General features: G+C 65.7%; 12 protein-coding genes. 6 read left to right on the plus strand and 6 right to left on the minus strand.

Annotated features, from left to right (window positions below; translation table 11 throughout):
• Positions 1-30 precede the first annotated feature (30 nt).
• Positions 31-810 carry a class II aldolase/adducin family protein gene (locus tag AC1DTW_RS03750; protein ID WP_477979261.1) on the plus strand — a complete coding sequence of 260 codons (780 nt, stop codon included), beginning with the start codon at positions 31-33 and terminating at the stop codon, positions 808-810.
• A gap of 110 nt (positions 811-920) precedes the next feature.
• On the opposite strand, the gene pyk is transcribed toward AC1DTW_RS03750, so the two are convergent.
• The 4 genes from pyk to AC1DTW_RS03770 form a co-directional block, all read right to left on the minus strand.
• Positions 921-2336: a pyruvate kinase gene (pyk, locus tag AC1DTW_RS03755; protein ID WP_477979799.1), complete on the minus strand. Its 1416-nt coding sequence runs from the start codon at positions 2334-2336 to the stop codon at positions 921-923.
• Positions 2336-3586 carry a glycerate kinase type-2 family protein gene (locus AC1DTW_RS03760; protein ID WP_477979801.1) on the minus strand — a complete coding sequence of 417 codons (1251 nt, stop codon included), beginning with the start codon at positions 3584-3586 and terminating at the stop codon, positions 2336-2338. The genes pyk and AC1DTW_RS03760 overlap by 1 nt, the downstream gene beginning before the upstream one ends.
• 55 nt (positions 3587-3641) lie before the next feature.
• Positions 3642-4991 (minus strand): dicarboxylate/amino acid:cation symporter, encoded by a 1350-nt coding sequence (locus AC1DTW_RS03765; protein WP_477979263.1) that lies wholly within the window; start codon positions 4989-4991, stop codon positions 3642-3644.
• 81 nt (positions 4992-5072) lie between these two features.
• A complete protein-coding gene (locus AC1DTW_RS03770) occupies positions 5073-6161 on the minus strand; it encodes a tartrate dehydrogenase (RefSeq protein WP_477979265.1) in 1089 nt (362 codons plus the stop codon).
• Positions 6162-6279: 118 nt separating this feature from the next.
• On the opposite strand from AC1DTW_RS03770, the gene AC1DTW_RS03775 reads away from it, so the two are divergent.
• A complete protein-coding gene (locus tag AC1DTW_RS03775; RefSeq protein WP_477979270.1) occupies positions 6280-7209 on the plus strand; it encodes a LysR substrate-binding domain-containing protein in 930 nt (309 codons plus the stop codon).
• 124 nt (positions 7210-7333) lie between these two features.
• Here the strand turns inward: AC1DTW_RS03775 and AC1DTW_RS03780 are convergent, their stop codons facing one another.
• Both AC1DTW_RS03780 and AC1DTW_RS03785 read right to left on the minus strand, forming a co-directional pair.
• Positions 7334-7735 (minus strand): nuclear transport factor 2 family protein, encoded by a 402-nt coding sequence (locus AC1DTW_RS03780; RefSeq protein WP_477979272.1) that lies wholly within the window; start codon positions 7733-7735, stop codon positions 7334-7336.
• A 14-nt stretch (positions 7736-7749) separates the two neighbouring features.
• A complete protein-coding gene (locus tag AC1DTW_RS03785; RefSeq protein WP_477979274.1) occupies positions 7750-8391 on the minus strand; it encodes a hypothetical protein in 642 nt (213 codons plus the stop codon).
• A 173-nt stretch (positions 8392-8564) separates the two neighbouring features.
• Between AC1DTW_RS03785 and AC1DTW_RS03790 the strand changes: the two genes are divergently transcribed.
• The 4 genes from AC1DTW_RS03790 (at position 8565) to AC1DTW_RS03805 (ending at position 12289) form a co-directional block, all read left to right on the plus strand.
• Positions 8565-9485, plus strand: a complete 921-nt coding sequence (locus AC1DTW_RS03790; RefSeq protein ID WP_477979276.1) for a helix-turn-helix domain-containing protein — start codon at positions 8565-8567, stop codon at positions 9483-9485.
• Positions 9486-9646: 161 nt separating this feature from the next.
• Positions 9647-10591 carry a LysR family transcriptional regulator gene (locus tag AC1DTW_RS03795; RefSeq protein ID WP_477979278.1) on the plus strand — a complete coding sequence of 315 codons (945 nt, stop codon included), beginning with the start codon at positions 9647-9649 and terminating at the stop codon, positions 10589-10591.
• A gap of 133 nt (positions 10592-10724) precedes the next feature.
• Positions 10725-11246, plus strand: coding sequence for a cupin domain-containing protein (locus AC1DTW_RS03800; RefSeq protein ID WP_477979280.1), 522 nt, complete (start codon positions 10725-10727; stop codon positions 11244-11246).
• A gap of 32 nt (positions 11247-11278) precedes the next feature.
• Positions 11279-12289, plus strand: coding sequence for a hydroxyquinol 1,2-dioxygenase (locus AC1DTW_RS03805; protein WP_477979282.1), 1011 nt, complete (start codon positions 11279-11281; stop codon positions 12287-12289).
• Positions 12290-12343 lie beyond the last annotated feature (54 nt).

Raw genomic sequence — 12343 nt, forward strand, 5'->3', positions numbered from 1 at the left:
TTCGCCCACACCGGATCCGAGGAGAAGATCATGACCGAAGCTTCACTGCCGGCGGCCGCCGCGCCGCGCCCGAGCCGCTTCACGCCCGAGGAGTGGGCCGCCCGCGTCCAGCTCGCCGCCGCGTACCGGATCTTCGACCACCTCGGCTGGGGCGAGCTGATCTACAACCACATCTCGCTGCGCGTGCCGGGCGCGGAGCCGCACTTCCTGATCAACCCGTTCGGGCTGCACTACAGCGAGGTGCGCGCGTCGAACCTCGTGAAGGTCGACGTGCGGGGCAACATCATCGGCCACAGCGACTGGCCGATCAACCCGGCGGGCTTCACCTTCCACGGCAAGATCCACGAGCAGGTTCCGGATGCTCATTGCGTGATGCATGTCCACACCACGCCGACGATGGCAGTGTGCTGCCTCGACGAAGGCCTGTCGTACACCAACTTCTATGCCGCGCAGTTGTTCGGCAAGGTCGCGTACCACGAGTTCGAGGGCATCACGGTGCACGCCGACGAGGGCGCGCGCATCCTCGACAGCACCGGTGACAAGCCGGTGCTGCTGCTGCGCAACCACGGGCCCGTGACGATCGGCCACACGCTGCCGCAGTGCCTCAGCCTGATGTGGCTGCTCAATCGCGCCTGCGAGGTGCAGATGGCGACGCTGGCCATGGGCAAGCCGCGCGCGATCGCGGCGCCGGTGCTCGAGGGCTGCGTGCGCGATTCGCTCAACTTCGATCCGAAGTACGGCGCAGGTCAGGACGCGTTCGATGCGCTGCAGCGCATCGTCGACCGCATCGATCCGACCTACCGAAGCTGAATCCGATTCACGGCGACGACGCGTCGAGCGTGGAGAGCAAGTCGATGTGGAGTCGATCACGCCGCGAGCGTCCGCCGCAGTCGGCGGCAGGTTGGGCACGAGGCCCGTCGTCAGTCGATCCGCGCGATTCGCAGCAGGTTCGTGGAGCCGGGTGTGCCGAACGGCAGGCCGGCGGCAATGACGATGGTCTGGCCCGCTTGTGCGAACTGCAGCTCTTTGGCAGTCGCAGTCGCACGTTTGGTCATGTCGTCGACGCCGGTCACGTCGTCGCACACGACAGGATTGACACCCCACACCAGCGCGAGGCGGCGTGCGGTTTCCCGCTGGGGCGTCATCCCGATGATGGGAGCACGGGGTCGCTCGCGCGCCATGCGCAGGGCCGAAGAACCTGAACTGGTGTACGCCACCATCGCTGCCACGTCGAGGAGGCCGGCAACCGAACGTGCGGCCCAGCCGATGGCGTCGGGCGTGTTCGCCGCCGGCTGCGTGTGCGATGCATCGATGGCGTCGCGGTAGTGCGGATCGGCCTCGGTCTGCGCGATGATCCGGTCCATCATCGCCACCGCCTCGACCGGGAACTTGCCCGACGCCGACTCGGCCGAGAGCATCACCGCATCGGCGCCGTCGTAGATCGCAGTGGCCACGTCCGAGGCTTCGGCGCGCGTGGGCACCGGCGCCCCCACCATCGACTCGAGCATCTGCGTCGCGACGATCACCGGCTTGCCGAGACGGCGGCATTCGCGAACGATGCGCTTCTGGATCGCCGGCACTTGCTCGGCCGGCATCTCGACGCCGAGGTCGCCGCGCGCCACCATCACCGCATCGGTCACGGCCAGGATCTCGTCGAGGCACTCGATCGCCGCGGGTTTTTCCAGCTTGGCAACGATGCCGGCGCGTCCCTGGATGATGGCCCGGGCCTCGACGATGTCGGCGGCGCGTTGCACGAACGACAGCGCGATCCAGTCGATGCCCAGCGTCAGAGCGAAGTCCAGGTCGGCGCGGTCCTTCGCTGTCATCGCCGAGAGCGGCAACACCACGCCCGGAACGTTCACGCCCTTGCGGTCGGACAGCATGCCGCCGTTGATGACGATCGTTTCGGCAAAGTCCTGGCCAGACTTCTCCACCTTCAGCCGCAGCCGACCATCGTCGAGCAGCAGTTCTGCACCTGGTCCGAGTGCGGCGAAGATTTCCGGGTGCGGCAGCGGCGCGCGGGTCGCATCGCCCGCCTTGTGATCGAGATCGAGACGGAACCTTGCGCCTTCGACCAGCTTCACCGGGCCGTTGGCAAAGGTTCCCACGCGCAGCTTCGGACCTTGCAGGTCGAGCAGCACACCGATCGGGCGGCCGATGTCGGCCTCGATGGAGCGGATCAGGTCGAGGCGCTGCTGGTGGTCGGCATGGGTGCCGTGGCTGAAGTTCAGACGAAAGACGTCAGCACCAGCGCGCACCAGCGCTTCGATGGTGGCGCGATCCGCGCTGGCGGGGCCGAGCGTGGCGACGATCTTGGCGTTGCAGGGGCGTTGCATCATCGGTCTCCGATCGGGCGGCCATCGATCACGATGGCTCTGAAGTCGTTCACATTGGTCAGCGTCGGACCGGTGATCACCGAGTCGCCGAGCGCCTCGAAGAAGCCGTGTCCGTCGTTGTCGTCGAGGCGCTCGCGCGGGTTCATGCCTTGCGCCCATGCGCGGACCAGCGTGTCCGGGGTCAGCAACGCGCCGGCAATCTCTTCCTGCCCGTCGACCCCGTCGGTGTCGCCGGCCATCGCGTGCATGCCGGGCTCGCCGTTCAGCGCGATGCCCAGCGACATCAGGAACTCGACATTGCGACCGCCGCGCCCGCGGCCGCGCACGGTGACGGTGGTCTCGCCGCCCGACAGCAGAACGCAAGGTGCCGCAACGGGCTGGCCCCGTCGAGCCACCTGCAAGGCGATGCCGGCCATCGTCTTGGCGACATCGCGCGCTTCACCTTCGATGGCGTCGCCGAGGATGTACGGCGTCAACCCGGCAGCCCGTGCGACCTTGGCCGCCGCCTCGAGGGCCATCTGCGGCGTTGCGATGAAGCGGGTCTCGATCGCGGGCAGGCGTGGGTCACCGGGCTTCAGGGTTTCGCCTTCGCCGCTTTCGAGAAGGTCGAGAGCACGCGGCGGCACCGCCATTCCGTAGCGCCGAAGGATGTTCAGCGCGTCGGCGCAGGTGGTCGGATCGGCGACGGTCGGTCCCGATGCGATGTCGATCGGGTCGTCACCAGGGACGTCGGACAACAGAAGGTTCACGACGCGCGCGGGGTGACAGGCCGCCGCCAACCGCCCACCTTTGATAGCCGACAGGTGTCGGCGTACGCAGTTCATTTCGCCGATGCTCGCGCCGCTGGCAAGCAGCGCACGGTTCAATGCCTGCTTGTCGGCGAGCGTGAGACCGGGCAGCGGGAGCGGCAGCAGCGACGAGCCACCGCCCGAGATCAGGCAAAGCACCAGGTCATCCGCCGTCAGTCCTTTGACGAGCCCAAGGAGGCGCTTGGCGGCGGATTCGCCTGCCGCGTCGGGTACGGGATGTGCCGCCTCGACGATCTCAATGTGCTTGCAAGGCATCGCGTAGCCGTACCTCGTGACCACCAGCCCAGACAAAGGCCCTTGCCAGTGGTCCTCGACAGCGCGGGACATGGCCGCAGAGGCCTTGCCGGCGCCGATGACGACCAGTCGGCCCTTTGAAGCGGCGGGGAGGTGGCGTGGGACGCACAGCGAAGGCTGCGCAGCGGCAACGGCCGCATCGAACATGTCGCGCAGCAGCCGGCGTGGATCGAATGAATTCACGAGGGCGCCCGGCGCGGCGTCAGGCGGCGGCGCGCGTCGAGATCGGCTGCAGCCTGGTCGTGTCCACTTCGGGAGTGGCAGGGACTTCGTACAGCGCGTGCAGGTCTTCGGGGTTGGTCTTGCCATCGAGCACGTGCGCCAGGCGAACCCGATCGATCGCGCCGACCCAGCGCGCGATGGCCACCGTGCCGACGGCGTTGCCGATCGTGTTGGTGATGGCGCGCGCCTCGGACATGAAGCGGTCGACGCCCAGCAGCAGCACCATGCCTGCGACCGGAATCTTGCCCATCGACGCCAGCGTCGCGGCCAGCGTGATGAAGCCCGAGCCGGTGACCCCCGCCGAGCCTTTCGACGTGATGGTCAGCACCCCCAGCACCACGAGCTGATCCATGAAGGTCAGCGGCGTGTTGGTGGCTTGCGCGATGAAGATGGCGGCCATCGTGTAGTAGATGCACTGGCCATCGGGGTTGAAGGTCACGCCCGACGGCACCACCAGCCCGACGACGGGCTTGGAGACACCGGCGAACTCCAGCTTCTTCATCAGCTGCGGCACGACCGATTCCGACGAGCTGGTGCCGAGCACGGTGAAGATCTCGTCCTTGATGTACTTCAGGAATTTCCACAGGCTGAAGCCCGACAGCCACGAGATGAAGCCCAGCACCACCGCCACGAACAGGAAGCAGGTGATGTACATCGTGCCCATCAGCTTGCCGAGCGCGACGATCGAGCCCAGCCCGTACTTGCCGACCGTGAACGACATGGCGCCGAATGCGGCGATCGGGGCCAGGCGCATGATCATCCCCACCACCGCGAAGATGCCGTCGATGAAGGAGTCGAGCACCGCGATCACCGGCTTGGCGCGAGGCCCGATGTGTGACAGCGCCACGCCGAACAGGATCGCGAAGACCAGGATCTGCAGGATGTCGTTCTTGGCCAGCGCATCGAAGATGCTGGTCGGCACCATGTTCAGCAGGAAGTCGACGAAGCCCACCGGCTTGGCCGACGCCGCCGTGTAGTTGGCGATGGCCTTGGTGTCCAGCGCGGCCAGGTCGACATTCATGCCGACGCCCGGGCCCACGAGGTTCACGGCCAGCAAGCCGAGCCCGAGGGCGAACGTGGACAGCACCTCGAAATAGATCAGCGCCCGGGCACCGACGCGGCCGAGCTCCTTCATGTTTTCCATGCGGGCGATGCCCAGCACGACCATCGCGAAGATGATCGGTGCGAACACCATCTTGATCAGCTTGATGAACACGTCACCGAGCGGCTTCACGTCCACGCCGACGCTGGGGTGGAAGAAGCCGAGGGCGACACCGGCGAACACGCCGATGAGCACCTGGACGTAGAGCTTTCCGAAGAAGCGACGCATTCCTTGTCTCCTGATGTTGTGCTTGGGCTCGAGCTGACCCGGCAGCGCTTCACGGCTGCTTCGGGAAGGGCGCGCGGCGGATCAGGCGGCCTTGCGCTGCGTGCTGGTGGCCAGCAGTTCGCACACGGCCTGCGTGACCTGGGCGGTGGTCGCCTTGCCGCCGAGGTCGCCGGTGTGCAGCGCGGGGTTCGCGGTGACCTGTTCGATCGCGCTCATCACGCGCCTGGCGGCATCCAGTTCGCCCAGGTGCTCCAGCAGCATCACGACCGACCAGAAGGTGCCGATCGGGTTGGCCAGCCCCTTGCCCATGATGTCGAAAGCCGAGCCGTGGATCGGCTCGAACATCGACGGATAGCGGTGCTCGGGATCGATGTTGCCGGTCGGCGCGATGCCCAGGCTGCCGGCCAGCGCCGCTGCCAGGTCGCTCAGGATGTCGGCGTGCAGGTTCGTCGCGACGATGGTGTCGAGCGTGGCCGGCTTGTTGATCATGCGGGCGGTCGACGCGTCGACGAGTTCCTTGTCCCAGGTCACGTCCGGGAACTCCTTGGAGATCTGCAGCGCGATCTCGTCCCACATCACCATCGCGTGGCGCTGGGCGTTGCTCTTGGTGATGACGGTCAGCAGCTTGCGGGGGCGCGATTGCGCCAGCTTGAACGCGAACCGCATGATGCGTTCGACGCCGGCACGGGTCATCATCGAGACATCGGTGGCGGCTTCGATCGGGTGGCCCTGGTGGACGCGGCCACCGACACCGGCGTACTCGCCTTCGGAGTTCTCGCGCACGATGACCCAGTCCAGGTCGTCCGGGCCACAGCGTTTCAGCGGGGCGTCGATGCCGGGCAGGATGCGCGTGGGGCGCACGTTGGCGTACTGGTCGAAGCCCTGGCAGATCTTCAGGCGCAGGCCCCAGAGCGTGATGTGGTCGGGGATGTGGGGATCGCCGGCCGAGCCGAACAGGATCGCATCCTTGTTGCGGATCGCGTTCAGGCCGTCCTCCGGCATCATCACGCCGTGCGCCCGGAAGTAATCGCCGCCCCAGCCGAAGTTCTCGAACTCGAAGCGGAAGTCGCTGCTCGTCCTGGCGAGCGCTTCCAGCACTTGCTGCCCCGCAGGAACCACTTCCTTGCCGATGCCGTCACCGGGAATCGTTGCGATCGCGTAGGTCTTCATGGATGTCTCCGTCAATGATGATCGAGGGGTTGATGACGAGAATGTAAGAACTGGACACCCCTTCCACTCACCGCTAAAGTGAATCCAGCGTTAACCTGATTTCAACAATCGAGCACCGATGACGAGTGGCATCCAACCGGCCGATCTGGGATTCTTCTCGGCGCTGGCGAGTGCTGGCAGCTTGAGCGCTGCCGCGCGGGAACTGGGCATCACGACGCCGGCCGTCAGCAAGCACCTCGCCTTGATGGAGTCGCGCCTGGGCGTGTCGCTGGTGGTCCGGACGACGCGGCGCATGAGCTTGACGCCCGAGGGCGAGCTGTACCTGGAAAGTGCCCGTCGCATCTTGAGTGAGATCGATGGGATGGAGGAGTTGCTCGGGGTGGCCAAGGCCACGCCGAAAGGGCTGCTCCGAGTGAACGCGACGCTGGGCTTCGGGCGCGGCCATGTGGCGCCGCTGATCTCTCGCTTCGTGCGCAAGCACCCGCAGGTCGAGGTGCAATTGCAGCTGTCGGTGAACCCGCCGCCGTTGACCGAAGACTCGTTCGATGTCTGCATCCGGTTCGGCGCGCCGCCGGACTCGCGCGTGATCGCGAGGTACATCGCTCCGAATCGCAGGCTGCTGTGCGCTTCTCCGGCCTATCTCTCAAAGCACGGAATTCCCAAGGTTCCCAACGACCTCACCAAGCACAGCTGCATCGGCATCCGACAGGGCGAGGAGGCCTATGGCGTGTGGCGCCTGTCCAGCGGCCGAGGCAAGACAGCGACCACCGAGGCCGTGAAGATACGGGGCACCCTGACGACCAACGACGGCGAGATCGCCGTCAACTGGGCGCTGGAGAACCACGGCATCCTGATGCGTGCCGAGTGGGACATCGAGCGGTACTTGCGCAACGGCCGGTTGGTGCACGTGCTGCCGCAGTACCACACGCCGGACGCCGACATTCATGCGGTGTATCCGCAGCGCCATCAGTTGGCAGCGCGCGTGCGGGCTTTCGTCGACTTCATGGCGCTGTCGTTCTCGCAGCAGGCGGCATCGAGCAAAGCGTAGGGCGTCACCGACTGCCGTCCGAGAGTGCTCGGAGACCTCGCCCAGCAAGGGTTCGGCATTGCGTGGTTGCCGGACAGCTCGTGTCCGGGAATCCGACCCCGAAGCCGGCGTCGAAGGCCAAGACTCACGCGAGAAATTTGTCGCCGAACATCGGCAGCCCGCTCTTCGACTCGGCCCGACTGGCCTCGTCTTGCAGCACATCCCAGTGCTCGGCCAGAACTCCGTCGGCGATGCGCAGGATGTCCACGCCGATCCAGTTCACCGGGCGGTGTTCGCCCCAGAAGCGGCCGTGGATCATCACGTAGTCACCCTCGGCCATGATCAGGCCCGGCTCGTGGCGCAGCGATGCCGGCAGGCTCTTGATCAGGTTGAAAAGCCCGTCGCGACCCGGCGCGATGTGAGCGCTGTGCTGGATGTAGTTCGGCGACCAGTAGCGTTCGGCCTTCGTGTAGTCGCGCTGGTTGAACAACGCGTCGAAGGCTTCGAGGACCAGCGCCTTGTTTCTCGCTTCGAGGGACACGCTCACTTTCGTTCTCCAGACTACTTGCGCGCGAGCGGGATCTGCAGGTTCGTCGGCCTGTTCTCTTCCTTGTCGAACCCACGGCCGTCCACGTTGCGCGCGCCCCAGAACAGCATGCCGTGGCTCAGATGGACGAGATCGAACTCCATGAAGTTCTTCCCTTCGCTCAACCCGAACGGGAGGAACGCCTTGCCGAAAACGCTCTGCGTGTCGTTGACCTGCCACTTCCTGTAGCCGTTGGCGGCGACCTGGTTCAGCAGATCGGCAAATCCCTGGATCAGTGGCGTGACCTCGTATCCCTCGTCAGCAACGAAGTCCACCTTTTGCGCCCCCGCAGCGATCGGGTGAGGGCCGCGCCAGAGCATGTGACCGCGGATGGCGATTCGGGCGATGGGCACCGCGCCGTTCGGGTCGGCCGAATTGACGATGTTCAGCTCGAACCGATCCCCCGCCAGGTACTTGAATTCACGCTTCAGGTAGAACGGCTTCAGCGTGCCGTCGGGATTCTTGTTGGCGCTCGGTCGGACCTCCGGCGCGATGCTCGCCCAGTCACCGACGAGGGCCTCCTTGATCTGTTCCACGTTCATGACGGTCTGTCTCTCGGATTTGCGTGAGGGTGATGCGGTCGGGGAAGCACAGGCTGCGAGCGTCAGCGCCAGCACGAGCGCCAGAAGGCGCGAAGTAGGTCGTGTCCACATCTGGGAAGAGTCCTCGCCTGAGAAGGTGTGCAGACTATGAAGCGTGAGCGGCCTGCACCGTTAGCCCGAATCGGCAAAGCGACGCAGCTTCTCAGTCAGGACTATTCTTCGATTGCGTCGCCACCCGGAATACACGCATGACACTCAAATTGGACGTATTCGACGACTTCCACGTGCATGGCGCGTCGGCGCCGGAGTGGGATCAACGCTATCTACAGGTGTCGCCGGGGGCCATGCGCAGTTCGCTCGCCGAGGTGACGGCGGGCAGCATCCATGTCTTTCGCAAGTGGATGAGCGAGCGCGTGATTCAACAGGGCTGTGTACCCGGCGGCAAGATCTGCTTCGCGGTCCCGCTCGGGAAGTTCGCTGGAACGCCCCGCATGCAGGGCCGTGAATTGCACGAGGACAGCATCGTCGTTCTTCGCGGCGGCGAGGCGTTCACGCTGCAACGCCCGAAAGGGATGGAGTTGGCGGCGGTGACGTTCGAGCTCGACGAATTTCGTCGGCTGTCCGACGAACGGCCGTGGGCACCGGGCGCCCGGGCCTTGCTGTCGCGCCCGGTGCTGCGAGCGCCGGGTCACGCGATGCAGCGATTGCGGTATGACCTTCTCTCGTTGTTCGATGAGAAGTCGGAAGCGATCAAGGACCAGTCAGTGTCCCGCGCCGTGTTCGAAGCGCTGTGCGAACTGTTCAACGGCGCCGCCGACGCACGGCAGGCCGTTGGCAGCGCATCGGCCAGTTTCATCGTCGCGCAATGCCATCGGATGGTGGCCACCAGCGGGGACTCTCCGCCGAGCGTGGAGGAGCTGTGCCTGCGTCTTCGCACGAGCCGGCGCAGCTTGCAGAACAGCTTCAGGCAGGTCGCCGACGCGACGCCTGTTCACTATCTACGCTGCGTAAGGCTGAACGCCGTGCGCCGGCAGTTGCTGTCGACACGAGCGGCGGAGCTGAGCATTGCGCAGGCGGCCGCAGACAGAGGGTTCAACCATCTGAGCCATTTTGCTCAACGGTACAAGGCGCTGTTCGGCGAGTTGCCGTCACAGACGATGCGCGAGTAGCACCGAGCTAGCGAAGCCCCTTCTGGTCCTTGCTGATCAGCGAGCGCGCCTCCATGCGCGCAAGCTGATGAGGCACGGTGAACGTCCTAGGACCTGCTGCCTCAGCCGCGTGCCATGCTCCCGGATGGCGGGCCGGCGCGGCCCGCGTGGATCCGCAACGCATGGACAGATACCTCGCGATCGAATCGTTCGTCAGAGTCGCCGAAGCCGGCAGCTTTGCCGAGGCCGCACGCCAGCTGCGCATCTCGCGGTCGGTGATGACCACGCGCATCCAGCAGCTCGAGACCTTCGTCGGCGCGCCGCTGTTCATGCGCAACACGCGCAGCGTCCAGCTCACCGACCTGGGCCGCACCTTCCTGCGCGACTGCGTCGAGCTCGTCGGCCGCACGAACGAGGTGGTGGATCAGATGCGCGAGGTCGGCACCTCGCCGGTCGGCCGCTTGCGCATCCACGCGCTGCCCGGCTTCGTGCTCGGCCACCTGGCGAAGGTGCTGCGGCTGTTCCAGCAACGCTATCCGCAGATCGTGCTCGACATGCTGGTGAGCGACGCCGCCATCGACCCGGTGAAGGAAGGCTTCGACTGCGCACTGCAGATCTTCCCGCCGCGTTCCGAAGAACTGGTGTCGCGCAAGCTGTTCCCGGTGCGACGCGTGCTGTGCGCCTCGCCCGACTACCTGCGCAGCAACGGCACGGTGCGCGGCCCGCGCGACTTGCTGGGCCACCGCATCGGCTGGTACTCGGGCTACCCGACGCGCGAGCGCATCGCCTTCCACGGCCCGAGCGACGTGGTCTCGCTCGAGCTCAAGCCGGCGATGCTGACCAACAGCGTGCACCTGCTGCGCGAGTACGCGCTCGAACATGCCGGCATCGTCTGCATCCCGACCCTGGTCGCGTCGGATGCCGTGCTGTCGGGGCAGTTGCGCATCGTGCTGCCGAACCACCAGTTGACGGCCTTCTGGCTGTCGATCTTCTACCCGACATCGCAGCGCAACTCGCTCAAGCTCAAGCTGTTCCTCGACATGGTCACGAGCAGCTTCGCGAGCACACCACCATGGGACGAGGCACTGATCGAACGCGGCTTGCTGCAGCGCCGGGTGATCGAGTGAGTCCCGCCGTATGACATAGGGGTTTCCCCTTCTCTTTGTTCGCGATCATCGAACAATCAAGTTGCGACCTGCCGTCTAGTGGCCCGGCGGCGGCGCGCCTACGATTTGCCTCAATCCACACCAGGAGGCAACGATGGCAAGCACAGACACGAAACCCGTCTACAAGACCGCCTTCGGCTCGCTCGATCACTACGAGAAGGGCGGCGTGCAGATCATCGACGACGACGTCAGGCACTACGCGTTCTCGAACTGCTTCGAGATCGCGAGCAAGAGCAAGCCGTACGAGAAGGTCGTCTTCGGGCAGAACCAGATCTACGTGCTCGAGACCTTGCGCGCCGAGGGCAGCTCGCCCTGGTACACCTGCGCCCACGACGAGTTCGCGCTCGTGATGGATGGCGAGATCGATGTCCAGCTCGTGAAGCTTGATGCCGCCCAGACCGTGCCCGACACCGAGCACAACGGCGCCGTGCTGGTCGAAGGCGAGCCGCGCGGCCAGAAGATGGGCTGGATGCGGCTGACGCGCGGCCACCAGGGCTTGCTGCCCAAGAACACGGCCTACCAGTTCCGCAGCGCACGCCCGGGTGTGATCGTGCTGCAGACCTGCAAGGGCGACCTGAGCATCGAGCGCTGGGCCGAGATCTGCCAGACCGCCTGAATGGCTGAACGAGTCCGAGAACGGAGAGAACCATGACCACGAACACTGCCGACGCCGTGCGCGTCGATGCCTCGCAACCGCATCCGACACTGGGCTACAAGTCCTTCCAGCTCGGTGGCTTCAGTTTCCGTCGCGACGAATACTTCGTTCACATCGGCTGGACCACGCGCGACGGCCGCCCGATGAGCCACACAGCCGACGCCGGCAGCTACCTGCGCGCACTGATGCGCGACGTGGCCTGGGGCTTCTTCTACGGCTGGGTCAATTTCGACAACGTGATCGGCACCGTCAACCACTACCAGTCGGTCGACTTCTACGCCGGCGCGTACAACGGCACGATGAAGGAAGCCGGCGTCGACCAGCTCGAGACCTTCCCGACGGCGCAGATCCGCGCCACCTTCGAGCAGATGCTCGACGACTGGACCAACGAGAGCTTCGACCCGTTCGCCGCGCCGCAGGAGACCGGCTCTCCGTACGGCCGCAAGCGCGGCAACAACACCGCCAAGATCACGCGGGCACGCGAACTCGCGAAGCGCTGCGTCGGGCTGAAGGACGACCTCGCGCTGCGCAGCGACGCGCGCGGCGCGCCGATCAACCGCGCCTTCGCCGACGTGCCGCAGGCCGAACCCGAACTGCACCCCGAGCCGGGTTTCGAGAACGAGGTGCACGCCTTCAACCTGTTCGGCTTCCTGTCTCGATCGCAGGTCACGTGGAACCCGAGCTTCACCTCGGTCGTGAAGTACAGCTACATGTGCCCGACCACCGAAGAGCACATCCTGCCCATCATCCACGGCAACGACCGCGTCGAGTGGTTCTTCCAGATGACCGACGAAATCCACTGGGACTGCGGCGACAAGGTCAGCGGCAAGCCGATGGCGCGCGTGATCATGAAGGCGGGCGACATGGCGGCCATGCCGGCCTACTGCCGCCACCAGGGCTACAGCCCGAAGCGCTCGATGCTGCTGGTGTGGGAGAACGGTTCGCCGAACCTGGTCTACGAGATCGAGAAGGGCGAGAGCCCGGCGATTCCGGTCCAGTTCTGAGCCCGGAACTTTCATCATGGACACCGCCGCCATCGAGCGCGCGGCCGGGTTGAC

This window comes from Rhizobacter sp. P5_A1, assembly GCF_056400745.1.

What these genes read in the sequence shown, in the direction of transcription:
- AC1DTW_RS03750 (WP_477979261.1), top strand. Translation starts at nt 31, where the DNA reads ATGACCGAAGCTTCACTGCCGGCGGCCGCCGCGCCGCGCCCGAGCCGC.
- AC1DTW_RS03760 (WP_477979801.1), bottom strand. Translation starts at nt 3,586, where the DNA reads ATGTTCGATGCGGCCGTTGCCGCTGCGCAGCCTTCGCTGTGCGTCCCA.
- pyk (WP_477979799.1), bottom strand. Translation starts at nt 2,336, where the DNA reads ATGCAACGCCCCTGCAACGCCAAGATCGTCGCCACGCTCGGCCCCGCC.
- AC1DTW_RS03800 (WP_477979280.1), top strand. Translation starts at nt 10,725, where the DNA reads ATGGCAAGCACAGACACGAAACCCGTCTACAAGACCGCCTTCGGCTCG.
- AC1DTW_RS03770 (WP_477979265.1), bottom strand. Translation starts at nt 6,161, where the DNA reads ATGAAGACCTACGCGATCGCAACGATTCCCGGTGACGGCATCGGCAAG.
- AC1DTW_RS03795 (WP_477979278.1), top strand. Translation starts at nt 9,647, where the DNA reads ATGGACAGATACCTCGCGATCGAATCGTTCGTCAGAGTCGCCGAAGCC.
- AC1DTW_RS03775 (WP_477979270.1), top strand. Translation starts at nt 6,280, where the DNA reads ATGACGAGTGGCATCCAACCGGCCGATCTGGGATTCTTCTCGGCGCTG.
- AC1DTW_RS03805 (WP_477979282.1), top strand. Translation starts at nt 11,279, where the DNA reads ATGACCACGAACACTGCCGACGCCGTGCGCGTCGATGCCTCGCAACCG.
- AC1DTW_RS03790 (WP_477979276.1), top strand. Translation starts at nt 8,565, where the DNA reads ATGACACTCAAATTGGACGTATTCGACGACTTCCACGTGCATGGCGCG.
- AC1DTW_RS03765 (WP_477979263.1), bottom strand. Translation starts at nt 4,991, where the DNA reads ATGCGTCGCTTCTTCGGAAAGCTCTACGTCCAGGTGCTCATCGGCGTG.